The sequence below is a fragment of the Vogesella oryzae genome (assembly GCF_902829295.1).
GTDB classification, from domain to species: Bacteria; Pseudomonadota; Gammaproteobacteria; order Burkholderiales; family Chromobacteriaceae; genus Vogesella; species Vogesella oryzae.
Map to the genome: position 1 here is coordinate 75,008 of NZ_CADEPL010000010.1, position 20,686 is coordinate 95,693.

The 20,686-nt window shown below is 64.4% G+C and carries 23 protein-coding genes; 13 read left to right on the forward strand and 10 right to left on the reverse strand.

What is annotated here, in order from left to right:
- Window positions 1-7 precede the first annotated feature (7 nt).
- Together HU218_RS04055 and HU218_RS04060 are read left to right on the forward strand one after the other, a co-directional pair.
- Entirely contained in the window at window positions 8-490 is a 483-nt protein-coding gene (locus tag HU218_RS04055; protein ID WP_174873657.1) for a GNAT family N-acetyltransferase, read from the forward strand.
- Window positions 491-543: 53 nt separating this feature from the next.
- Window positions 544-912: a hypothetical protein gene (locus HU218_RS04060; protein ID WP_174873658.1), complete on the forward strand. Its 369-nt coding sequence runs from the start codon at window positions 544-546 to the stop codon at window positions 910-912.
- A 64-nt stretch (window positions 913-976) separates the two neighbouring features.
- On the opposite strand, the gene HU218_RS04065 is transcribed toward HU218_RS04060, so the two are convergent.
- Both HU218_RS04065 and ubiD read right to left on the reverse strand, forming a co-directional pair.
- Window positions 977-1,330: a YggL family protein gene (locus HU218_RS04065; protein WP_174873659.1), complete on the reverse strand. Its 354-nt coding sequence runs from the start codon at window positions 1,328-1,330 to the stop codon at window positions 977-979.
- A 78-nt stretch (window positions 1,331-1,408) separates the two neighbouring features.
- The gene (gene ubiD / locus HU218_RS04070) at window positions 1,409-2,884 is read right to left on the reverse strand and encodes a 4-hydroxy-3-polyprenylbenzoate decarboxylase (RefSeq protein ID WP_174873660.1); all 1,476 of its coding nucleotides are present in this window, start codon (window positions 2,882-2,884) and stop codon (window positions 1,409-1,411) included.
- A gap of 150 nt (window positions 2,885-3,034) precedes the next feature.
- Here ubiD and HU218_RS04075 point away from each other — a divergent pair, with 150 nt between their 5' ends.
- Both HU218_RS04075 and HU218_RS04080 read left to right on the forward strand, forming a co-directional pair.
- Complete coding sequence (locus HU218_RS04075) at window positions 3,035-3,637, forward strand: OmpW/AlkL family protein (RefSeq protein ID WP_174873661.1); 603 nt, start codon at window positions 3,035-3,037, stop codon at window positions 3,635-3,637.
- 123 nt (window positions 3,638-3,760) lie between these two features.
- On the forward strand, window positions 3,761-4,855 hold the full coding sequence (locus tag HU218_RS04080; protein ID WP_174873662.1) for a VanZ family protein: 1,095 nt from the start codon (window positions 3,761-3,763) through the stop codon (window positions 4,853-4,855).
- Here the strand turns inward: HU218_RS04080 and HU218_RS04085 are convergent.
- Window positions 4,829-5,458, reverse strand: a complete 630-nt coding sequence (locus HU218_RS04085; protein WP_174873663.1) for a pyrimidine 5'-nucleotidase — start codon at window positions 5,456-5,458, stop codon at window positions 4,829-4,831. The genes HU218_RS04080 and HU218_RS04085 overlap by 27 nt on opposite strands.
- A gap of 117 nt (window positions 5,459-5,575) precedes the next feature.
- Between HU218_RS04085 and HU218_RS04090 the strand changes: the two genes are divergently transcribed.
- Window positions 5,576-6,118: a type 2 periplasmic-binding domain-containing protein gene (locus tag HU218_RS04090; RefSeq protein ID WP_281357110.1), complete on the forward strand. Its 543-nt coding sequence runs from the start codon at window positions 5,576-5,578 to the stop codon at window positions 6,116-6,118.
- A gap of 105 nt (window positions 6,119-6,223) precedes the next feature.
- Here the strand turns inward: HU218_RS04090 and HU218_RS04095 are convergent, their stop codons facing one another.
- The gene (locus HU218_RS04095) at window positions 6,224-7,138 is read right to left on the reverse strand and encodes a LysR family transcriptional regulator (protein WP_174873665.1); all 915 of its coding nucleotides are present in this window, start codon (window positions 7,136-7,138) and stop codon (window positions 6,224-6,226) included.
- Between the two features lie 86 nt (window positions 7,139-7,224).
- On the opposite strand from HU218_RS04095, the gene HU218_RS04100 reads away from it, so the two are divergent.
- The 3 genes from HU218_RS04100 (at window position 7,225) to HU218_RS04110 (ending at window position 9,083) form a co-directional block, all read left to right on the forward strand.
- Window positions 7,225-7,575: a protocatechuate 4,5-dioxygenase subunit alpha gene (locus HU218_RS04100; RefSeq protein ID WP_217450707.1), complete on the forward strand. Its 351-nt coding sequence runs from the start codon at window positions 7,225-7,227 to the stop codon at window positions 7,573-7,575.
- A gap of 2 nt (window positions 7,576-7,577) precedes the next feature.
- A complete protein-coding gene (locus HU218_RS04105; protein WP_174873667.1) occupies window positions 7,578-8,417 on the forward strand; it encodes a class III extradiol dioxygenase family protein in 840 nt (279 codons plus the stop codon).
- A gap of 177 nt (window positions 8,418-8,594) precedes the next feature.
- Entirely contained in the window at window positions 8,595-9,083 is a 489-nt protein-coding gene (locus HU218_RS04110) for a universal stress protein (RefSeq protein ID WP_174873668.1), read from the forward strand.
- Between the two features lie 36 nt (window positions 9,084-9,119).
- Here the strand turns inward: HU218_RS04110 and HU218_RS04115 are convergent, their stop codons facing one another.
- Window positions 9,120-9,869 carry a TlyA family RNA methyltransferase gene (locus HU218_RS04115; protein ID WP_174873669.1) on the reverse strand — a complete coding sequence of 250 codons (750 nt, stop codon included), beginning with the start codon at window positions 9,867-9,869 and terminating at the stop codon, window positions 9,120-9,122.
- Between the two features lie 112 nt (window positions 9,870-9,981).
- Here HU218_RS04115 and HU218_RS04120 point away from each other — a divergent pair, with 112 nt between their 5' ends.
- Together HU218_RS04120 and HU218_RS04125 are read left to right on the forward strand one after the other, a co-directional pair.
- Window positions 9,982-10,614: a YceH family protein gene (locus HU218_RS04120; RefSeq protein WP_174873670.1), complete on the forward strand. Its 633-nt coding sequence runs from the start codon at window positions 9,982-9,984 to the stop codon at window positions 10,612-10,614.
- A 33-nt stretch (window positions 10,615-10,647) separates the two neighbouring features.
- Entirely contained in the window at window positions 10,648-11,361 is a 714-nt protein-coding gene (locus tag HU218_RS04125) for a S4 domain-containing protein (RefSeq protein WP_174873671.1), read from the forward strand.
- A 77-nt stretch (window positions 11,362-11,438) separates the two neighbouring features.
- Here HU218_RS04125 and HU218_RS04130 read toward each other — a convergent pair whose 3' ends face one another.
- The 3 genes from HU218_RS04130 to HU218_RS04140 all read right to left on the reverse strand — a co-directional run bounded on the left by HU218_RS04130 (window position 11,439) and on the right by HU218_RS04140 (window position 15,972).
- The gene (locus HU218_RS04130) at window positions 11,439-11,819 is read right to left on the reverse strand and encodes a cupin domain-containing protein (RefSeq protein WP_174873672.1); all 381 of its coding nucleotides are present in this window, start codon (window positions 11,817-11,819) and stop codon (window positions 11,439-11,441) included.
- A 124-nt stretch (window positions 11,820-11,943) separates the two neighbouring features.
- Window positions 11,944-13,824 (reverse strand): MFS transporter, encoded by a 1,881-nt coding sequence (locus HU218_RS04135; protein ID WP_174873673.1) that lies wholly within the window; start codon window positions 13,822-13,824, stop codon window positions 11,944-11,946.
- A 93-nt stretch (window positions 13,825-13,917) separates the two neighbouring features.
- The gene (locus HU218_RS04140) at window positions 13,918-15,972 is read right to left on the reverse strand and encodes a prolyl oligopeptidase family serine peptidase (RefSeq protein WP_174873674.1); all 2,055 of its coding nucleotides are present in this window, start codon (window positions 15,970-15,972) and stop codon (window positions 13,918-13,920) included.
- Window positions 15,973-16,123: 151 nt separating this feature from the next.
- On the opposite strand from HU218_RS04140, the gene HU218_RS04145 reads away from it, so the two are divergent.
- Window positions 16,124-16,624 (forward strand): Ivy family c-type lysozyme inhibitor, encoded by a 501-nt coding sequence (locus tag HU218_RS04145; RefSeq protein ID WP_174873675.1) that lies wholly within the window; start codon window positions 16,124-16,126, stop codon window positions 16,622-16,624.
- A gap of 27 nt (window positions 16,625-16,651) precedes the next feature.
- On the opposite strand, the gene HU218_RS04150 is transcribed toward HU218_RS04145, so the two are convergent.
- Window positions 16,652-17,563 (reverse strand): LysR family transcriptional regulator, encoded by a 912-nt coding sequence (locus tag HU218_RS04150; RefSeq protein WP_174873676.1) that lies wholly within the window; start codon window positions 17,561-17,563, stop codon window positions 16,652-16,654.
- A gap of 121 nt (window positions 17,564-17,684) precedes the next feature.
- Between HU218_RS04150 and HU218_RS04155 the strand changes: the two genes are divergently transcribed.
- Window positions 17,685-18,377 carry a carboxymuconolactone decarboxylase family protein gene (locus HU218_RS04155; RefSeq protein WP_174873677.1) on the forward strand — a complete coding sequence of 231 codons (693 nt, stop codon included), beginning with the start codon at window positions 17,685-17,687 and terminating at the stop codon, window positions 18,375-18,377.
- A gap of 59 nt (window positions 18,378-18,436) precedes the next feature.
- Here the strand turns inward: HU218_RS04155 and HU218_RS04160 are convergent, their stop codons facing one another.
- The gene (locus tag HU218_RS04160) at window positions 18,437-19,618 is read right to left on the reverse strand and encodes an FAD-dependent oxidoreductase (RefSeq protein WP_174873678.1); all 1,182 of its coding nucleotides are present in this window, start codon (window positions 19,616-19,618) and stop codon (window positions 18,437-18,439) included.
- Between HU218_RS04160 and sigJ the strand changes: the two genes are divergently transcribed.
- Window positions 19,617-20,666 (forward strand): RNA polymerase sigma factor SigJ, encoded by a 1,050-nt coding sequence (gene sigJ / locus HU218_RS04165; protein WP_174873679.1) that lies wholly within the window; start codon window positions 19,617-19,619, stop codon window positions 20,664-20,666. The two genes, HU218_RS04160 and sigJ, sit on opposite strands and share 2 nt — an antisense overlap.
- Window positions 20,667-20,686: the final 20 nt, after the last annotated feature.

Sequence of the window (20,686 nt, forward strand, 5' to 3'; positions counted from 1 at the left end):
AGGGGATATGGACAAGCTGGTATGCCGCCTGGCCGGCGAGGCCGATGTCGAGGCCATCCGTAGCGTGTTGCAGGGCGCGTTTGCGCCGCTGCTGGCGGTGGTTTCCAGCCGTCCGACGGCGCTGGATGAAGATGCCGCCACCCTGCGGCAGCGGCTGCAACAGGGCCAGCAGTTTGCACTTGGCGAGCAGGCGGGGCGAGCCGTGGCGACCGCTTGCCTGTTGCCGACGCCGCAAGCCGGGGTGGCGGAGATCAAGCGCGTGGCGGTGCTGCCGGAGATGCAGGGGCAGGGTTGCGGCCAACAGCTGCTGGCATGGCTGGAGCCACAGGCGCGGGCGCTGGGTTATGTGCGGCTGCGCTTGTCGATCCGCCGCAAGCTGCCGGGCAATCTGGCGTTCTACCTGCGTTGCGGCTATGTGCCAATCGGCGAGGAGCCGCACCCGCGGGCGCCGGATTATGGCATCGTGTGGCTGGAAAAAGACTTGTTATAGGCCGGACGGCTGGGCTATACCGTTATTGTTGCAATGCACAATAGGAGGCGGCTATGGCTGCCCTGCTGCGGGGAAAGGTATCGGCGCTAGCGGATGCCTGGCTGTGTTGCCAGCGGGCGCAGCGGCAGAGCTGGCAGGCATGGCATCGCGCCAACGGTTTGAGCTGTGCGCATCTGTGGCTGGATGCCGCCAGCGGTAACGAGCAGTGGCCGCGCTGGCAACAACAGCTGCGCCGCCACTGGCTGGCGCTGGGGTACGATTGCTTCGATGCCGGTATGCATTACTGGGCGCAGTTGCTGGCGGCGCCGCGTCCCGCCCGTCCCTTGCGGCCACTGTGGCGTTGCGGCCAACGCTGTGTCAGCGCCTGCCATCGCCACGGCAATGACGGCCTGCTGGCCTATGCGCGGCAAGCCTTGCGCTAAATAGCCATCCGCAATGAAAAACGGCTCCCGCGGGAGCCGTTCCTGATGTTACTGGCCGCCGGGCTTACCAGTGGCTATGCCATACATCCATCAGTTCACCAGCCTGCAGCTGGGAGATTTCCTTGCGGCCTTGCAGCCAGGCCACCAGGCCGGCGCGCAGTTCGGCGCTGATCTTGCTGGCGCCAACCGGGAACACGATACCGTCCAGTTCGCCCTGGTTGTAGTGGCCGCCAAAGCTCACGCCCTGGGCATCCACGGCTTCCAGCCAGTCGTTCAGGAACGCGTCGCTGGCAGCTTCGTCGCAGCTCAGGGTGGCGACCACGGTAAAGCCCAGTTCCTGGAATTCACCGACGCGCAGTTTCTTGCGCTGGCGGCTGTTCAGACGTTTCAGGCGGTTACGGGAGTTGGCGTTGGTCATGATGTGAAACTCTTTCAGAAATCAGAAGCGGCATGATAACAGCGGCGACCAGGGTTGGCCGCTGCATTTGCGTGCAGTTTACAGCCCCAATTGTTGCCACAGCGTGTCCACCCGCTGGCGGGTGGCGGCATCCATCACGATCGGGGTGCCCCATTCGCGGCTGGTTTCACCCGGCAGCTTGTTGGTGGCATCCAGCCCCATCTTGCCGCCGAGGCCGGAAATTGGACTGGCGAAGTCCAGATAGTCGATCGGTGTATTGTCGATCAGCGTGGTGTCGCGCACCGGGTCCATGCGGGTGGTAATCGCCCAGATCACTTCTTTCCAGTCGCGGGTGTTGACGTCGTCGTCCACCACCACGATGAACTTGGTGTACATGAACTGACGCAAGAAGCTCCAGCAGCCCATCATCACGCGCTTGGCGTGGCCCGGGTACTGTTTCTTGATGCTGATCACCGCCATGCGGTAGCTGCAGCCTTCCGGCGGCAGGTAGAAATCCACAATCTCCGGAAACTGCTTCTGCAGGATAGGCACGAACACCTCGTTCAGCGCCACGCCCAGCACTGCCGGCTCATCCGGCGGTTTACCGGTGTAGGTGCTGTGGTAGATCGGGTTCTCGCGCATGGTGATGCGGTCGATGGTGAATACCGGAAAGCTGTCCTGCTCGTTGTAGTAGCCGGTGTGATCGCCGTACGGACCTTCCATTGCCATGTCGTCCGGATGGATGTGGCCTTCCAGTACGATTTCGGCGCTGGCCGGTACCTGCAAGTCCGAGCCGATACATTGCACCAGTTCCGTCCGGCTGCCACGCAGCAGGCCGGCGAACTGGTATTCGGACAGCGTGTCCGGTACCGGGGTCACCGCGCCGAGGATTGTCGCCGGGTCGCAGCCCAGCACCACCGCTACCGGATAGGGCTTGTCCGGGTTGGCCGCACGGAATTCACGGTAGTCCAGCGCGCCGCCACGGTGCGCCAGCCAGCGCATGATCACGCGATTGCGGCCGATCACCTGCTGGCGGTAGATACCGAGATTCTGGCGTTTCTTGTGCGGGCCGCGCGTCACGGTCAGGCCCCAGGTGATAAGTGGAGCCACATCGCCCGGCCAGCAATGCTGGATCGGCAGGCGGGCGAGATCGACTTCGTTGCCTTCCCACACGATCTGCTGGCATGGCGCCTTTTTCACTTCTTTCGGCGCCATCGACAGCACCTGCTTCAGTAGCGGCAGTTTGTCCCAGGCATCGCGCAGCCCCTTCGGCGGTTCCGGCTCTTTCAGGTAGGCCAGGGTCTTGCCGATATCGCGCAGCTGCATCACGTCAGATGCGCCCATGCCCATCGCCACCCGCTTGGGGGTGCCGAACAGATTGGCCAGCACCGGGATGTCGTAGCGCTTGTCGCCTTGTTGTGGCTGTTCGAACAGCAGCGCCGGGCCGCCGGCTTTCAGTACACGGTCGCCGATTTCGGTCATTTCCAGGTGCGGGGACACCGGCACCGCAATGCGCTTGAGTTCGCCTTGCGACTCAAGCTGGGACATGAAGTCCCGCAGGTCGTTGTATTTCATGTTGCTTTCATGATCTAGCGCAAAAAGCCCTTTTCAGCGCAGGGATAAGCTTTCTTCAACGTCGCAAGCTACTGTCGGCTTTACGCCAAGTCAACCGCTGGCAGTGGCTGCGCAAGGTTCTAGTGTCAGGTAAATGTTTGGAGATCAAAGATGAAAAAGTTTGCTGTTGCTGCCCTGGTTGCCGCGCTGTCCACTTCTGCCTTTGCTGCGCAAGGCGATATTCTGGCCCGCTTCCGTATTGCTAACGTGAACCCGGAGACTTCGGTAAGTGGCTTGATTGATAGCACTTACCATGTGGATGTGAAGGACGACACCATTCCGGAACTGGATTTTACCTACATGTTCACCGACAACATCGGTGCCGAACTGATTCTGGGTACTTCCAAGCATGACATTACTTCCAGTGGCAGCAATATCGGCTCCGTTAAAGTGCTGCCGCCGACACTGACCGTACAGTATCACTTCGCACCGGAAGGGCAGTTCCGCCCGTACGTGGGTGCCGGTATCAACTACACCCGTTTCTACGGTCTGAGCGATAATTCCGGTTTGGGGTTGTCGGTCAAAAAGAACAGCTTTGGCCCGGCGCTGCAGGTAGGTATGGATATTCCGGTCACCAAGAATGTTTTCATCAACTTTGATGTGAAGAAAATCTGGATCAAGACCGATGTACACTCCAGCGTTGCTGGTAGCGATGTTGGTACTCTTGAGATCAACCCGCTGGTTACCAGCGTGGGTATCGGCACCAAGTTCTAATCCGGACTGGATGGTCTTTACTCGAAAGGGGCGCTGCGGCGCCTCTTTTTATTGCTTGTTTCTTGTGCCCGTACAGGGCGCTGGGTATCCTTGCCCGGTTATTTCTCCGGAATGTATCTGGCGATGGCCGCCTTTCCCGCTCGCGCTTCTCGTAGTCATGTCGTGCTGTATGCAGCACTGATCAACGCGGTCATCATCATTTTTCTGAGTTTGTATCCCTTTTCCGGTTGGAGCTATAGCGGGCGGCCGCTGTTCGAGTTTCTGTTCTATCCTCTGCCGTATTACAGCAGGCCGTTTGATAATGCGGCCAACCTGCTGATCTATATCCCCTACGGCTTCAGTCTGGCGTTGCTGCTGCTGCCTCGCTGGTTTTCGCTGCTGGTTGCCATGCTGGTTGCGGCGGTAACCAGTATCGGTGCAGAGTTCATGCAGGAATTCCTGCCGACGCGGATCGCTTCCAATCTGGATGTGTTGTGCAACCTGGCTGGGGCATTAATCGGCGCAACACTGGCGATTTCCCCGTGGGTGCGTAAGCGCTGGCACCATCTGCGGCAATGGCGTCGTCGCCATTTTGTTGCCGACAGCGCTGCCGATTACGCCTTGCTGGCCACCGGATTGTGGTTTCTTACCCAGCTCAATCCGGCGTTGCCGTTGTTCGGCGTGGTGGCTTACCCGCAAGGCTTGCCGCAGCCCTATCTGTCGCCGCTGGAAAATCCGCGACTATTCCTGTTCTTGCTGGAAGCCGGCGGAGCCGCCAGCAATATGGTGGCGGTTTGCCTGTTTGTAACCTGCTTTATCGTGGCCAAGGCCGAGCGTGGCCAAGCCATCTTCCTGATATTGCTGTCTGCCTGGCTGCTGAAACTGCTGGCGGCGGGTGTCCTGCTTAAGCCGATCGCCTTCTTTCAGTGGGTTAACCCGCATCTGGTCACCGGCTGGGCCGCTGGTTTCCTGCTCTGCTGGCTATTGAGCCGATGCAATCGCACGGTGCAAACCCTTTGTGCGATGGTTGCGCTGGCGATTGCCCAGATGGCCGCGGTGCTGTGGCCGTTAGGGGGGATGCAAGCTGACTTTATGTCGCTATTCCGCTGGCCATATGGCCATCTGCACAATATGAGCGCCCTGGTGGACTTTTTGTCCGACCTGTGGCCGGTAACGGCATTATTGTGTTTGATGCTCGGTTTGTGGCAGCAGTTAGCCCCGCAACGGTATCGAGGTTAATTGCTGCAGTTTGGTAATGCGCCAGTCAACCCAGGCTGGTTTGAACTGTTTCTGGTTGATCCACACTGTTTGCATTCCGAGGCGTTTCGCGGTTCTAAGGTTGGCCGCAGTGTCTTCTATCATGACACACTGTCCTGCCGTCAGGCCGGCATCGCGTAGCACATGTAAATAGCCGTAGCTGCGCGGTTTGGGTTTGTAGCCCAGCGCTTCTATGCCATAGCAACGGCTGATCAGGTGACCGATACCAAGATGGGCGGTGATGGCCTCTACATAATGTTGTGGACCATTCGAAAAAACCCACTTGCGGCCAGGCAGGGCGCGTAGCAATTGCGGCAAGCGATTGCTGTAATTGATCCAGGGCAGCAACTCATCCATATCATGGGTGAAGCGCAGGAAATGATCGGCCGAGACTTGGTGGTGGCGGACCAGTCCGCCAAGTGTTGCGCCATAGCGGCGCCAGTAGTGCGTGCGCAGTTGGTTGGCCGCATGTTGGTCATAGCCAAGATGCTGCACGATATAGTCGGTCATACGCTGGCTGATCCGCGGAAATACCGCATGGCCGGCATGATGCAGGGTTTCGTCTAGGTCAAATAGCCAGTTCATCTGCACTATTCATCGCGTGAAAATATGAGCTGGCAGTGTAGCGCGGCAAAATTGAAAGTGTATCGCTGTTTTTGTAATTATTTAAATCAATAGCTTATCGATTTTGTCGGTGTTTTTGTGTGGCGGGGTGTTGACGGGTTTGGGTCGGGTGGGTATAGTTCGACCCTGGCCGCGCTGGGCGCGGTGCCGGTGGGCATGCCGGTGACGCAGATGGCGGAAAGCATTTCCAAGGGTGTGATCGACGGCACGCTGGTGCCGTGGGAAGTGGTGCCGGCCACCAAGCTGCACGAGCTGGTGAAATTCCATGCCGAGTATCCGGCCGACAACGCGCTGTCCACCGCCACCATGATCTTCGTGATGAACAAGGCCAAGTACGACAGCCTGTCGCCGGCGCAGAAGAAAGTGCTCGACGACAACAGCGGCCGCGAGACGTCTGCCGCCTTTGCCAAGGTGATCAACGATGGCGATGCCGAGGGCCGCAAGGCGGCACTGGCGCGCGGCAACACTGTGTACCAGATCGCACCGGCCGAAGTGGCATTGTGGCGCAAGGCCACCGCGCCGGTGACCCGGGAATGGATCAGGGAGGTCAGCGCCAACGGCATGAACGGCCAGCAACTGCATGACCAGGCCGCGGCGCTGGTGAAACAGTACAACCCGTAATCCGTGTGGCCCCGCCCGCCGTGAGGTACGGTGCGCGGGGTATTTGCTGGCCGGATGCTGCCTGGCCGCGCTGCCCCCGTCCGCGGTTGCCGGACGGGGGTTCTTTTATGTTGTCGTGCCGGCCAGCACGCTGGCCACCACCTGTTCCAGCTCGGCACGCAGCCAGCTGTGCGCCGGATCGTGGCGGTAGCGCAGGTGCCAGATCATGTACATCGGCATGCGGCCAACCCTGGCCGGTAGCGGGCAGCTGGCAAACGCCTGCATCAGCCCGCGCCCGAGCAGGCCGGGCAGGGTGGCCAGCATGTCGCTGCCGTGCAGGAAGGCCGGGATGCCGGCAAAGCTGGGCACGCTGACGGCAAAGCGCCGCTCGATGCCGCGTGCCGCCAGTTGCTGGTCCACGTCCAGCGTGCGCCGCGGGTTGTACAGCACGGTGATGTGCTCGGCGGCCTGGTAATCGGACAGCCGCTGCGGCGCCTCGCGCACCGCGGCATCGTAGAACACCCGGTATTCATCCTCGAACAGCCGCTTGTGCAGCACGTCGCTGGCGTCCGGCGGTCGCGGCGAGATCACCAGCTGGCAGTCGTCGTCGCGCAGCAGCTCGGCGCGCGGCACATCGGACGGAATCACCCGCAGCCGTACCCCCGGTGCCTGGGCGCGCAGCCGCTGCAACAGCGGCGGCAGCAGCAGGTCGCGCTGGAAATCGTTGGCCGCAATGGTGAAGGTGGTGTGCAGCGTGGCCGGATGGAACTCGTCGCCGGCGGCGAAGCGACGCATATCGTCCAGCAGCAGCCGCGCGTGCAGCGCCAGCGCCTCGGCGCGGGCGGTGGGCACGATGCCGCGGCCGCATTTGACAAACAGCGGGTCGCCGGTGATCTGCCGCAGTTTGCCCAGCAGGTGCGACACCGCCGACTGCGTCACCCCCAGCCGCTGCGCCGCTCCGGTAACCGATTGCGCCTCGATGATGGCCAGCAGCAGTTGCAGCAGCTTGCCATCGAGGTGCGAATAATCGAAATCGCTCATGAATGCTATCAATGTCCCTGTGTTTATCCCGGGTATTGCTTTGCCGATACTACGCATCACCCCGCGGGGCAACAAGGAGAAACACAGTGCAAGAGACCAGCAAATTCAACGTGCCCGGCACCTATCTGTTCGATGGTGATCTGGCGATGAAGGGCTACGCCCTCAACAAGATGTGCTTTTCGTTCAACGTTGCGGCCAACCGTCAGGCCTTTGCCGCCGACGAAGCCGGCTACTGTCGCCAGTACGGCCTGAACGACGAGCAGACCCGCGTCATCCGCGAGCGCGATGTGCTGGGCCTGTTGGCCGCCGGTGGCAATGTCTACTACCTGGCCAAGTTCGCCGGCATCCTCGGGCTGGATGTGCAGGACCTGGGGGCCGCACAGACCGGCATGAGCAAGGAAGCGTTCAAACAGATGCTGGTAGCAGCGGGGAAATAATCATGGCAAAGATCGTAGGCGGTATTACCACTTCGCACGTGCCGGCCATTGGCCGCGCCATCGCGCAGAACCTGCAGCAGGACGCGTACTGGAAACCGTTTTTTGACGGCTTTACCCCGGTGCAGCAATGGCTGGACGAAGTCAAACCGGACGTGGCCATCGTGCTGTACAACGACCACGGGCTGAATTTCTTCCTCGACAAGATGCCGACCTTTGCCGTCGGCGCCGCCGGGCAGTACTGCAATGCCGACGAAGGCTGGGGCATTCCGACACTGCCGCCGTTTGCCGGTGACGCCGCGCTGTCGTGGCAGCTGATCAACAGCCTGGTGGCCGACGAATTCGACATCACCACCTGCCAGGAAATGCTGGTCGATCATGCTTTCTCGCTGCCGATGAAGCTGCTGTGGCCGCAGCACGAGACCCCGCCGGTGCGTACCATCCCGGTGTGTATCAACACCGTGCAGTACCCGCTGCCGTCCGCCACCCGCTGCTACAAGCTGGGCCAGGCCATTGGCCGTGCCATCGCCAAGCTGCCGGACGACCTGAAGGTGGTGATCATCGGTACCGGCGGCCTGTCGCACCAGCTGGATGGCGAGCGCGCCGGCTTCATCAACAAGGAGTTCGACCTGCGTTTCATGGACAGCCTGGCGGCCAACCCGCAATGGGCGACGCAGTACAGCAACGAACAGCTGGTGGAGTACACCGGCACCCAGGGCGTGGAAATGCTGATGTGGGTGGCCACCCGCGCCGCGCTGACCGGCGAAGTGCGCGAGCTGCACCGCAACTACCACATCCCGATCTCCAACACCGCCGCCGGGCTGATGCTGTTCGATAACCACTAGCGCGGCAGCGCAGGCAGCGGCTTGCTACAGTAAAGACAGCTGCCGACTGCCGGGCAGCAGGCGCAGCGGGATTCGCTGCCGGTTTGCAGCAGATCAAACCGGCGGCGGATCCCGCTTCGCCGTTGCAGAGGCAGCGGAGCATAATGACAACTTCCTAACCCACCCAAGGAATACACCATGTACCGTCATCTGACCGTGGCACTCGATGGCAGCCACAACGCCCGTCCGGCCCTGATCGAGGCTGTGCGCCTGGCGGCGGCATCCAAGGCGCGTCTGTCGCTGGTGCATGTCGTCAGCGTGCAGGATTTCGCGGTAGACAGCGTCGGGCTGCTGGATGTGCAGGCACTGCAGGAAGAAGCGCGCGGCCAGGGCCAGCGCGTGCTGGACGAAGCCCGGGCTTATGCCGAGCACCACGGCGTCAGCGACATCGGCACCCACCTGCTGGAAGCGCCGCAAGGTGGTGCCGAGGCGGCGGTATTGCTGATCGACTTTGCCACCGGTGCCGCTTCCGACCTGCTGGTGATCGGTACTCACGGCCACCGCGGCTGGAAGCACCTGCTGCTGGGCAGCTTTGCCGAGACGGTATTGCGCCGTGCCACCCTGCCGCTGCTGGTGGTGCGCAATCCGGAAGACGACGACAGCCCGGCCGCCACGCCGAGCGCTTAACTGCACTGCGGCCAACCTTGCCGGTTGGCCGCATGGCTAGCGGCGGCGCGCCAGAATGAAGAATTCGCGGTTGCCGTCGCCGCCCTTGATCGGGCTGTCGAACCAGCCCAGCCGCTCGAAGCCCAGCTCGGCAATCGCCTGGCTGATCTTGTCTTCCACCCCCTGGTACAGCGACTCGTCGCGCACGATGCCGCCGTGGCCCAGACCGTCGCGGCCAACCTCGAACTGCGGTTTCACCAGACTCAGCAGATAGCCGCCCGGACGGATCAGCGGCAGCGCCGACGGGTAGATCAGCGTCACTGAAATAAACGACACATCGCACACCATCAGGTCGAACGGCTGGCCATCGTTGGCCGCCAGCAGCGCGGCGTGATCCAGCGCCCGCGCATTGACCCCTTCGAAATAACGCACCCGCTCGTCGGCGGCGATGCGCGCCGCCAGCTGGTCGTGGCCGACATCCACCCCCACCACGCGCACGGCGCCGTGCTGCAGCAGGCAGTCGGTAAAGCCGCCGGTGGACTGGCCCACGTCCAGCGCGCGCCAGCCGCGGATGTCAGTGAGCCCCGCCGCCGCCAGCGCGCCGGCCATCTTCAGCCCGCCGCGCGACACGTAGCGGTCGGCCTCGTCCGGCACGATGTCGAACACGGTATCGTCCGCCAGCTTCTGGCTGGCCTTGCCCAGCGGCCGTCCGGCCACGCTGACGCGCCCGGCCTCGATCAGCGCCTGCGCCGCGGTGCGCGACGCGGCAAGCCCTTGTTCCACCAGCAAAACATCCACCCGTTTCATATCCTGCATCCATCAGCGAGCCAAAATCCGCGCAAGGGTAGTCGCAGACAAGGTTGGCCGCAAGCGGGCGGCAGTGCGATGATGGCGGCCGGAATCACCACAGGGGACAAGCATGGATGACAGACTGACACTGGAGCCGCACGCGGTACGCGTGCTGGGCGCCCTGATCGAAAAACAGGCACTGACCCCCGACAACTACCCGCTGACGCTGAATTCGCTGCAGTCGGCGTGCAACCAGCTCACCAGCCGCGAGCCGGTGCTGAGCCTGTCCGAAGGCGACATCAGCGCCGCGCTGGACAGCCTGCTGGCGCAGAAACTGGTGGCCGAGCGCCTGCCGGCCGGCAGCCGCGTCGCCAAGTACGAACACCGCCTCAACTACGCGTGGAACATCGACGGCGCCCGCCTGGCGGTGCTGGGCCTGCTGTTGCTGCGCGGGGCGCAGACCAGTGCCGAGCTGCGCAGCCGCGCCGGCCGCATGTACAGTTTCAGCGGGGTGGAAGAAGTGGAAACCGCGCTCAACGCGCTGGCCGACAAATACCCGCCGCTGGTGGAAAAACTGCCGCGCCAGCCGGGCGCGCGCGAGGCGCGCTGGGTACACACCCTGCTGCCGTACGATGCCAGCCTGGCGGCAATGCCGGCCGAAGCGGCCGATCCGTCGCTGGCGGCCCGGGTGGCCGAGCTGGAACAGCAAGTGGCGCAACTGCTGCAGCGCATCGAGCAGCTGGAGCAGGGCGGCGGGCAGTAAGCCGCCGTGTCTCCCGAATCAGGAAAGGTAGTCATGACAGAGCAGCAAAGCATCCGACTCTCCAAGCGCATGGCCGAACTGGGGCTGTGCTCGCGCGGCGAGGCGGATGATTACATCGCCCAGGGGCTGGTGCGCGTCGATGGCGTGGTAGTGGACGTGCTGGGTAGCCGCGTGACGCCAGCGCAGCGCATCGAGCTGGTGGCCGGCGGCAATCGCGAGCAGCCGGAGCGTGTCAGCCTGCTGCTGCACAAGCCGGCGCCGCTGGACGAGACGCAACTGCTGGCGCAACTGGTGCCGGCGCAACGCGCGGCGGACGACAACTCCGGGCTGGTGTACATGCGCAAGCATCAGCAGCGGCTGCAGCTGTTCGGCGCGGTGCAGGCCGGTGACAGCGGGCTGCTGGTGGCGACGCAGGACGGCAAGACCGCCCGCCAGATGCAGGCCGGCGATTTCGAGCAGGAATGGCTGGTCAACCTGACGCAGCCCTTGTCCGATGCCGCCCTCAAGCAGCTGCAGGACGGGGTGGAGCTGGATGGCAAACGCTTGCGCGCCGGCCGCGTCAGTCGCCAGAGCGAGCGCCAGCTGTGCGTGGTGCTGAAAAAACCGGCGCCGGGGATGATCGCCGCGATGTTGGCCGCGGCCAACGTGGTGGCTGCCGGCCGGCACTGCATCCGCATCGGCCGGGTGCGGCTGGCCAAGCTGCCGGCCGGGCAGTGGCGCTATCTCAGTGCGCTGGAAAAATTCTGACGCGACAGCGACAGGCATGAAAAAAGCTGGCGACGGGTTAACCGTCGCCAGCTTTTTTATTGTGCTACCCGCGAGGCTCAGTCCTTGCGTGCCAGACGGTCTTCCTCGAACACGGCAAAGGTCTTCTTGGCCGGTTCCAGTACTTCCCACACGCCTTCGAAGCCGGCCGGAATCACGAAGTGCTGGCCGGCGCGGATCTCGACCACGCTGCCATCGTCGCCATGCAGGCGCACCAGGCCTTCCAGCAGGGTGCAGAACTCGCACTCGGTGTACTTCACCCGCCAGGCGCCGACACCGCCGGACCACAGCCCGGCATGGAACTGGCCGGTCGGGTCGCTGTAATGCATTTCCACGGATTGAAGGCAGGGGCCGCTCAACTGACGCTCGGCCGGTGCCGCGAAAGAATCGGGCGTGATGTCCTGTTGGTGGAACAGCACGATATCGTTTGCGCTAGACACGAAACGCTCCTTTGTAGTGCTACTTTATTTAAACTTGATCAAATCTGCGGCTGCCACTCTGGCACAAGCCGGCAATGGCGGCAAGCCGTGGCCGGCAAATTAGCCGGCGGGCATGCCGCGCGGCCTAGCGCCATTCGCCGCGCAACTCGCTGACTTGCTGCTGCAGCAGCGCCGCCTGTACCTGGCTGGCTGGCAGCGGGGCGCTGGCCTTCAGCGCGATCTGCGCCCAGAAGCGGCGCGGCCAACTCAACATCGCCGGGCCATAGCGACGGGAAAAGAAACTGCCCCACATGCCGCACAGCGCCATCGGCACCACCGGCACCGGCGTGCGTGCCACGATCTCCTCGATACCGCTCTTGAACGGGTTGATATTGCCATCATAGGTGATCTTGCCTTCCGGGAAGATGCAAACCACCTCGCCGTCGGCCAGTGCTGCGGCCACCGCCTCGAAGGCGCGGGCCTTGGCCTGCGGGTCTTCCTTCGCCGGCGCGATGGGAATGGCGCGCGCGGTGCGGAAGATGAAGTTCAGCAGCGGCACCTTGAAGATATGGTGATCCATCACGAAGCGGATCGGGCGCCGCACCGCCCCGGCCAGGATCAGGGCATCCATGAAGCTGACATGGTTGCACACCAGTACACAGGGGCCTTCCTCCGGAATGTGCTCCAGCCCTTCGTGGCGGATGCGGTACAGGGTGTGGGTGGCGATCCACACCAGGAAGCGCATCAGGAATTCCGGCAGCAGGCTGTAGATGTACAGCGCTACCAGCAGGTTGAGCAGCGCGGCGATCAGCAGCACATGCGGGATGCTCACGCCGTTAGCCGCCAGCACCGCGGCAAAGGCGGCGGACACCACCATGAACAGCGAGTTGAGGATGTTGTTGGCGGCAATGGCGCGCGAGCGGAAGGCCGGCGCGGCGCGCGATTGCACCAGCGCATACAGCGGCACGATGTAGAAGCCGCCGAACACGCCGATGAGGGTGAAATCGGCTACCAGCCGCCAGTAGGCGTGGTCGCCAAGCACGGTGAGCCAGGTCAGCGTGCCGCCGGCATGCGCCGGGGTGGCAAAGAACAGGTCGATGCCGAACAGGCACAAGCCCAGCGAACCGAACGGCACCAGCCCCAGCTCCACTTTGCGGCCGGACAGCTTCTCGCACAGCATCGAGCCCAGCCCCACGCCCAGCGAAAACAGCGTCATCAGCAGGGTGTAGACGCTGGCATCGCCGCCCAGCACGTCGGAGGCATAGGTCGGCAGCTTGGACAGGTACAGCGCGCCGAGGAACCAGAACCAGGAAATACCCAGCAGCGACAACCACACCGGGCGGCTTTCCTTCGCCTGCTTGATGATGGCCCAGGTCTGGCGCGGCATGTGCCAGTCGATAGCCAGCTCTGCCGACGAGGGCGGTGCCGGTGGCATGCGTCGCGCGGCGGCCAGGCCGGCCAGCGCGCAGGCCAGCAGCGCCACGATGATGGTGAAGCGTTGCGGGTCGGCGTTCACCAGCACGGTACCGGCCACCTGGCCGAGGATGATGGACACGAAGGTGCCCATTTCGATCAGACCGTTGCCGCCCACCAGCTCTTTCGGCCGCAGGTATTGCGGCAGCACGCTGAATTTCAGCGGCCCGAACAGCGTGGAATGCACCCCCATCAGAAAGATGGTGGACATCAGGATGGCGCCGTTATGCAGCCAGAAGCCCAGCGCCGCCACCAGCATGATGGCGATCTCCATCTGCTTGACGAAGCGCGCCACCGCCGCCTTGTCGTACTTCTCGCACAGCTGGCCGGCGGTGGCGGAAAACAGGAAAAACGGCAGGATGAACAGCGCCGCCGCCAGCTGGATCATCAGCTCCGGCGCCAGCCCCAGCAGCTGCATGCCGTGGAAGTTGATCAGCACCACCACCGCGTTCTTCAGCAGGTTGTCGTTGAAGGCGCCGAAAAACTGGGTGATGAACAGCGGCAGGAAGCGCCGCGTCTTGAACAGGTCGAACTGGTTAGGGTGGTGGGACATGCTGCCGCCATGAAGGAGTCGGTCGATGGCGGCATGGTATGTCAGTCACGCGTTGCGGCCAACCTTGGCAACGTTGGCCGCAAGCGTCGCGGTTTAATCCATCAGCTGGCGATACAGGTAGACCAGCACCCGCGCCAGTTCCTCGGCGGTCTGTTCCTGGCCGGTATTGCCGCCGTGGCCGCCGCCTTCGGTCTCGATGAACAGCACGTCGTGGCCGTGGTGCTGCATGCGCGCCACCATCTTGCGGGCATGGGCCGGATGCACGCGGTCATCCTTGCTGCTGGTGGTGAACAGCGCCAGCGGGTAGCGGGCATCGGCGCTGGCATGGTGATACGGCGAATACGCCGCCAGCGCGGCGCGCTCGGCCGGATCGGCCGGGTCGCCGTATTCGTCGATCCAGCTGGCGCCGGCCAGCAGCTCGGTGTAGCGCAGCATGTCCAACAGCGGCACCTCGCACACCACGGCATTGAACAGCTCCGGGCGCTGTACCAGGCAGGCGCCCACCAGCAGGCCGCCGTTGCTGCCGCCTTCGATGCCCAGCCGGCGCGCAGTGGTGTAGCCGCGGGCGATCAGGTCTTCCGCCACCGCGATAAAGTCGTCGAAGCTGACCTGACGCTTGACGCCCTGCGCCGCCTGGTGCCAGCCCGGGCCGAACTCGCCGCCGCCACGGATGTTGGCCACCACGAACACGCCGCCTTTTTCCAGCCACTGCGGGCCGAAGTTGTCCATGTAGTAGGGCATCATCGGCACTTCGAAGCCGCCGTAGCCGTACAGCAGCGTCGGCGCCTTGCCATCCAGTACCAGATCGCGGCGATGCACCACGAAATAGGGAATGGCGGTGCCGTCCGGTGCAGTGGCCTGCAACTGTTCGGCAACAAAGCCGCTGGCCTCGAACGCCGCCGGCTGCTGGCGCAGCACTTCCGGCTCGCCGCCGGCCAGCAGGTCCAGCCGGTACAGCCCGGCTGGGGTCAGAAAGTCGCTGTAGCTGTAGTACAAGAGGTCGCTGTGCCACGGCTGGTCGGCAAACTCGATCACGCCGCCAGTGGGCAGCGGGTTGGCGTGCGGCTGCCAGCCGCCATCCGCCCAGCGCAGGGTCAGCAGGCGGCTTTTGACGTTGTCGATGACGATGATGGCCAGCAGGTTCAGCGTCGCTTCCACCATCTCCACCGATTGCTGTTCATTCGGCACGAACAGCTCGGCGATGCGGCCAACTTTGCCGCTGCCGGCGGTGCAGGCTACCGCCAGCAGGCTGCCGGCGCTGTAGTGCTGGCCGCCGAACTGCCAGTCTTCCGCCAGCTTCACGATCAGGTCGCCGTGGCTATAGGCCTCGATCTCGGCGCGTGGAGGCAGCGGCAGCGCAATCAGGCTATCGCCGGCCAGGTGGTAATAGGTTTTGCTGTAGAAGCTGTCCGAGGCCTCGATGATGTCGAAGGCGGTGATGGCATCCGGCGCCGCCGGGTTGGCCGCATCCAGAAAGCGCCACGCCGCCACCATCATCGCGTCCTGGTCCAGCTGCAGCAGTGGCTGCGCCTGCTCCCAGCGTTGGCCGCGCTGCAGCAGCCACACCTCGCGCGGGTAGCCGGCACGGGTCAGCTGTTCCTCGTCCCACGCCGGGCACACGAACACGCTGTCCAGATCGCGCCAGGCGATGTGGTTCTTGCCGTAGGGAAAGGCAAAACCGCCGGCGACAAAGGCCTGCGCCTCCAGATCGTACTCGCGGCTGACGGTGGCGTCGGAGCCGCCGGGTGTCAGGCTGAGCATCACGTGCTGCGGCTGCTCGGTGTAGTGCGACACGCCATCCAGATACCAGTCCACTTCCTCGGCGGCGGCCAACGCATCGATGTCCAGCACCGTCTGCCACGCCTGGCTATTGGCGCGGTAAGCGTCCAGCGTGCAGCGGCGGTAGATGCCGCGCGGGTGTGCCTCGTCCTGGTGGAAGTTGTACAGCCAGCCGGCATGCTCGGCAAAAAACGGGATCTGCCGCGTGTCGCGCAGATTGTCGAGGATGGATTGCTTCAGCCCGGCAAAACGCGGGTCGCTGTCCAGCCGCGCGCGGGTGGTCTCATTCTGTTCAGCCACCCAGGCAAGGGCGGCGGGGTCGTCCAGGCTTTCCAGCCACTGGAAGTCATCGGAGGTGTGCTTGGTCATCGGGTAGGCGCAAAGGTTGGCCGCAAGGCGGAATGGGCGGATTGTGCGGCAGGCCGGCGCCGCTGCAAAGCGCTGGCGGCAATTGTGTTGCCGGGCGGCGCGGCGCGCGCCGGCGTGGCATGATGCAGACATTGCCCGGGAGGAAAACACCATGCCGAAACGCTGGATGCTGTACTGGCTGGCCGCGCTGCTGGCCGGCGGCGCGCAGGCGGCAGACAAGCACACCGCCAAGCAGGCGCTGCAGTGCCAGCAGCAACTGCAATGCGCCTACTTCACCGATGTCTACGCCGCCGATCGCGGCTTCCGCAACGCGGTGCTGTCATCGTTCCGCGGCAGCGGCAGCAAGGCGCCGGCGTGGGTGGCGGACGGCGTCAGCACGCCGCTGTTGCCGCTGAAGGTTGGCCGCGAGGATTACCTGCTGGGCAGCGTGTGCCAGCCGCACAACTGCCCGCACCAGCTGCGAGTGCTGTACGCGCCCAGGCGCCAGCAGCTGTTTGGCCGCTACAGCCGCGACGACGGCAGCGTGCACTGGCTGGGGCGTCCCAATAGCAGCCAGAAAGCGTTGCTGCTGGACGAGGCCGCCCCCGCCTCGCCGCTGTACGGCAAGCTTGGCGACAGCACACCGCTGCCGCTGCAGTTGCCCGGCAAGTGATTGCTGCGGCCAACGTTGGCCGCCGTATCAGCCGGAAGGGTGCTCCGCAGCCGCCAGTGCCGCCTTGAGATGATCGATCCATAACCGCATCGCCAGCGGCAGGTGGCGGCCGCTGGGGTAATACAGGTGCAGGCCGGGCATGGCCGGACACCAGTCGGCCAGAATGCGCGTTACCCGGCCAGCGGCCAAGGCCTGCGCGGCGTAGCCTTCAAACACCAGGGCAATACCCAGCCCGGCGGCGGCGGCCTCCACCATCAGCGGCTGTTCGCCCAGCGTCAGCTGGCCGGTGGGTTGCACCTGTAACGCCTCGCCGTCTTTTTCCAGTTCCCACGCATACGGTGCGCCATTGCCGAAGCGCTGGCGGATGCAGTTGTGCTGCGCCAGCTCACTCGGGTGCTGCGCCGTGCCGTGCGCGGCCAGATAGCCGGGGCTGGCGATGATGGCAAAGCGCATCGGCGGGCCGACGCGTACCGCCACCATGTCGGCGGCCAGGGTTTCGCCAAAGCGCATGCCTGCGTCGTAGCCGGCGCCGACGATGTCCACCAGCTTGTCATCGCAGACCAGCTCCAGGCTGATCTGCGGATAACGCCGCAGGAAGGCGGGCAGCAGCGGCATCAGCAGCAGATAGGCGGCGGTGCGCGGCACGTTGAGGCGCAACTGTCCCTGTGGCTGGGCGCGGTAGTCGTTGACCGATTCCAGCGCGCCGCCGATCTGGCTTAGCGCGGGTGTCAGCCGCGCCAGCAGCGCCTCGCCGGCTTCGGTGGTGGTGACGCTGCGCGTGGTGCGGTGTAGCAGCCGGACCTGCAGCCGGCTTTCCAGCTGGCGCAGGCTATGGCTGAGGGCGGATGGTGTCACGCCCAGCTCCTGTGCCGCGGCGCGAAAACTGCGGTGGCGTGCCACGCAGGCAAAGGCATACAGCTCGGTCAGCGGTGGTGTCATTGCTGAGTAAGGCTCATCAAAGCATGAAAGACAGTATGGATTGTTGCATGTAATGCTGCGCCGTAGGCTGTGGCTTTCCGCTGCTGCAAGGCAGCTTGAGCCATTGCCAAGGAGTATCGAGATGTCGCCACTTGCCTACCATGTCATCGCCCAGCTGGAAACCAGTCCGGGCGTCGCCCCGCAAGACGCACTGCAGGCGCTGCAGCAGCTGTGCTGGCTTACGCGGAGCGAGCCAGGTTGTTTGCGCGTCGAACTGCAGCAGGATCGCGAGCGGCCGCAGTGTTTCTTGCTGATCGAGTGCTTTCGCGACGAGGCCGCCTTTACTGCCCATCACGCCGCCGAACACAGCCGTGCTTATCAGGCGCGGGAGCTGACGCGGCTGGTACAGCATTGGGTGACACATGCGGCACCGCCGATGCCACCTGCCGTGGATGCGGATTCGGCGTACCGGCGCGGTTGGGCGCGGCTGTCGCAGGTGGATGGTATGGCTGGGGAGCGGGTGATCGCCGCGCTGCAGGATGTCGCCCCTGATCTGGCGCGCTATACCATCGCCTTCCCGTTTGGCGAGGTGTACCAGGATGAAGTACTGACGCTGAAAGAGCGCGAGATCGCCACCGTGGCGGCGCTGGCCGCGTTGGGCAATGCCACGCCGCAGCTGAAAGTGCACCTGCATGGCGCGCTGAATGTGGGCTGCAGCCGCGAGGAGGTCATCGCCATCCTGACGCAGATGGCGGTGTATGCCGGCTTCCCCGCTGCCATCAACGGCGTGCTGGCGGCCAAGGAGGTGTTTGCGGAACGCGAAGCGACGACGTGACTGCTGCGGCCAACGTTGGCCGCAGCTGCACGAGGAGCTTGGCGCGGTGCTGACGGTGCTCAGCCGTACAACTGGCGGCTGCGCCACAGGCGGGGCAGCAGCGTCAGCGGTGGCAGGTCGGGCAGCGACGGTGCCTTGGCCAGGCCCAGCGTGGCCAGCGTGCTGCGGCAGATAAACTCTTTCCAGCGCGCGGCCCTGGCGCCAGTCCAGATCTGCGACAGTGGATGATCGTCGGCATCGACGAACTGGATCAGCCCGTCGTGCCGCCCCAGGCCCAGGCAGCGGAACAGGTAGGAGAAGGCCGGTGCCGGGGGGATGCTGCGTTCCAGCCTGGCGGCCAGATTCTGGGCCGCCTGCAGGGCCGTGGGCAGCGCGGTGGCGCAGCCCATACGTAACGGTGCTGCCGCCGCGTTGCTGCAATCGCCCGCCAGCAAGATATTGTCGTAATCGATGCTGTAACGGTCGACGTGTACCAGCGCGCGGCCGTCACCATCCACGCTGAGACCGCTTGCCCGGGGCAGCGCGGACGGCCGCAGGCCGCGGCAATCCACGACCAAGTCGTAATCGAGCCGCTGACCGTCGCTCAACACGGCCGCCGCCGTCTGCCACTGCACCACCTTGGCTTCGTGCACGGCGATTTGGCGATTGAGCAGTGCCTGCCGCAGATAAACCACGGCATCGGCGTGCAACGCCCCCGGCGCCGTGCCCGCCTGCAACGGCCCAGCCAGCGCAATACTGGCGTGCGGATAGCACGCCGCCAGCTCGCTGGCGGCCTCCACGCCGGTTGCGCCGCAGCCGATCACGAGTACGCGCGCCGCCGGCCGTTGGCGCATGTCCCGTAGCAGCCGCTCGGCCTGGTGGGCACTGTCGAGGCGATAGTGCTTGTGGTCGGCATGGTCTGGGGCCTCGCTACCCAGACTCAATAACAAATAGTCATAATTGAGCGACATCACGTGGCCATCGACCAGGCGGCAATCCAGACGCTGTTGCTGCGGGGCCAGCCCCAGAATCTCGGCCTGGATAAAGCGCACCCCCAACCTGGCCAGCCACGGCGCGTAGTCGTGGCGTGCCAGCGTCTGGCCGCAGGCCAGTTGGTGCAGGCGGATGCGCTCGACCCATTGCCGGTGACGGTCCAGCAGGCAGATGTCGGCGTGTGGCAGCAAGCGGGCAAGGCGGGTGGCAGCGGCCAGGCCGGCGTAGCCGCCACCGGCGATCAAAATACGAGGAACAGGTGAAGTCATGACATCGCTCCAGCAGCAGGTAGATGACCGGCATAAGCACCGGGACCCTGCAAGACGAGATAGCGTCGCCGTCTGTGACCAAGAGGTGCAGGCCGATGACGCGCACCTGGCGCTGTTCCTGCCGCAGCGGCAGCGCCTGCTGGTCCTGGCCTATCGCATGCTCGGCTCGCGCAGCGACGCCGAAGACGTGGTGCAGGACGCCTGGTTGCGCTGGCGTGATTGCCGGCTGGCCGATATTCAGCAGCCGCAGGCTTGGCTGCTGCGCAGCGTGGCAAGGCTGTGTCTGGACTGGCTCAAATCGGCACGCCACCGGCGCGAGCAATACACCGGCGTCTGGCTGCCTGAGCCGCTGCCGGATAGCGAAGACGCGTGGCAGCATGACCCGGCCTGGCTCTGCGAGCGTGCTGTCGATGTTTCCTATGCCGGCATGGTGGCGCTGGAGCGCCTATCGGCGGCGGAACGGGCCGTGTTCGTGCTGCGCGAGCTGTTCGACATGGACTACGCCGAACTGGCGAGCCTGCTGTCGCGAAGCGAGGCCGCATGCCGACAACTGCTGCGCCGGGCGCGGCGGGCGTTGGCGGAGGCCGCAGACAGTCCACGCGCGTTGTCTTCGGCAACGCAGCCGCTGCTGCTGGCATTGCTGCGGGCGGTACAAAGTGGTGATAGCGACGTGCTGGCCGCCATGTTGGCCGCAGACGTGCGTTATCTGGCCGACGGCGGCGGTAAGGTACGCGCGCTGGTGCGGCCGCTGCAAGGTCGGCGCCCGGTGGCGCGCCTGTTGTGTGGCCTGTACCGCCGCTGGGGACAGCCGGGTCTGTATTGGCAGGCGCTGGCGCTCAATGGCGGCCCCGGCATGGTGCTATGCCATCCTGAACAAGGCGTATTGCTGAGTCTGATCCTGGCTTGCGATATCAATGGGGAGGTCGCCGTCTGCTACGTGGTGGCCAACCCGGACAAGCTGCTTGCCATGCAATCAGCGTTGGCGTCGCCCGTCGGCACCGCTGCCGTACGGCAGGTAGGTGCCGAGCGCGACGCGGCAGGGGCGTGACGGCTGCGGCCGGCCGCAGC

Coding starts and splice junctions, on each gene's coding strand:
- HU218_RS04055 (WP_174873657.1), top strand. CDS start 8: ATGGACAAGCTGGTATGCCGCCTGGCCGGCGAGGCCGATGTCGAGGCC.
- HU218_RS04060 (WP_174873658.1), top strand. CDS start 544: ATGGCTGCCCTGCTGCGGGGAAAGGTATCGGCGCTAGCGGATGCCTGG.
- HU218_RS04065 (WP_174873659.1), bottom strand. CDS start 1,330: ATGACCAACGCCAACTCCCGTAACCGCCTGAAACGTCTGAACAGCCGC.
- ubiD (WP_174873660.1), bottom strand. CDS start 2,884: ATGAAATACAACGACCTGCGGGACTTCATGTCCCAGCTTGAGTCGCAA.
- HU218_RS04075 (WP_174873661.1), top strand. CDS start 3,035: ATGAAAAAGTTTGCTGTTGCTGCCCTGGTTGCCGCGCTGTCCACTTCT.
- HU218_RS04080 (WP_174873662.1), top strand. CDS start 3,761: ATGGCCGCCTTTCCCGCTCGCGCTTCTCGTAGTCATGTCGTGCTGTAT.
- HU218_RS04085 (WP_174873663.1), bottom strand. CDS start 5,458: ATGAACTGGCTATTTGACCTAGACGAAACCCTGCATCATGCCGGCCAT.
- HU218_RS04095 (WP_174873665.1), bottom strand. CDS start 7,138: ATGAGCGATTTCGATTATTCGCACCTCGATGGCAAGCTGCTGCAACTG.
- HU218_RS04105 (WP_174873667.1), top strand. CDS start 7,578: ATGGCAAAGATCGTAGGCGGTATTACCACTTCGCACGTGCCGGCCATT.
- HU218_RS04110 (WP_174873668.1), top strand. CDS start 8,595: ATGTACCGTCATCTGACCGTGGCACTCGATGGCAGCCACAACGCCCGT.
- HU218_RS04115 (WP_174873669.1), bottom strand. CDS start 9,869: ATGAAACGGGTGGATGTTTTGCTGGTGGAACAAGGGCTTGCCGCGTCG.
- HU218_RS04120 (WP_174873670.1), top strand. CDS start 9,982: ATGGATGACAGACTGACACTGGAGCCGCACGCGGTACGCGTGCTGGGC.
- HU218_RS04125 (WP_174873671.1), top strand. CDS start 10,648: ATGACAGAGCAGCAAAGCATCCGACTCTCCAAGCGCATGGCCGAACTG.
- HU218_RS04135 (WP_174873673.1), bottom strand. CDS start 13,824: ATGTCCCACCACCCTAACCAGTTCGACCTGTTCAAGACGCGGCGCTTC.
- HU218_RS04140 (WP_174873674.1), bottom strand. CDS start 15,972: ATGACCAAGCACACCTCCGATGACTTCCAGTGGCTGGAAAGCCTGGAC.
- HU218_RS04145 (WP_174873675.1), top strand. CDS start 16,124: ATGCCGAAACGCTGGATGCTGTACTGGCTGGCCGCGCTGCTGGCCGGC.
- HU218_RS04150 (WP_174873676.1), bottom strand. CDS start 17,563: ATGACACCACCGCTGACCGAGCTGTATGCCTTTGCCTGCGTGGCACGC.
- HU218_RS04155 (WP_174873677.1), top strand. CDS start 17,685: ATGTCGCCACTTGCCTACCATGTCATCGCCCAGCTGGAAACCAGTCCG.
- sigJ (WP_174873679.1), top strand. CDS start 19,617: ATGACATCGCTCCAGCAGCAGGTAGATGACCGGCATAAGCACCGGGAC.
- HU218_RS04160 (WP_174873678.1), bottom strand. CDS start 19,618: ATGACTTCACCTGTTCCTCGTATTTTGATCGCCGGTGGCGGCTACGCC.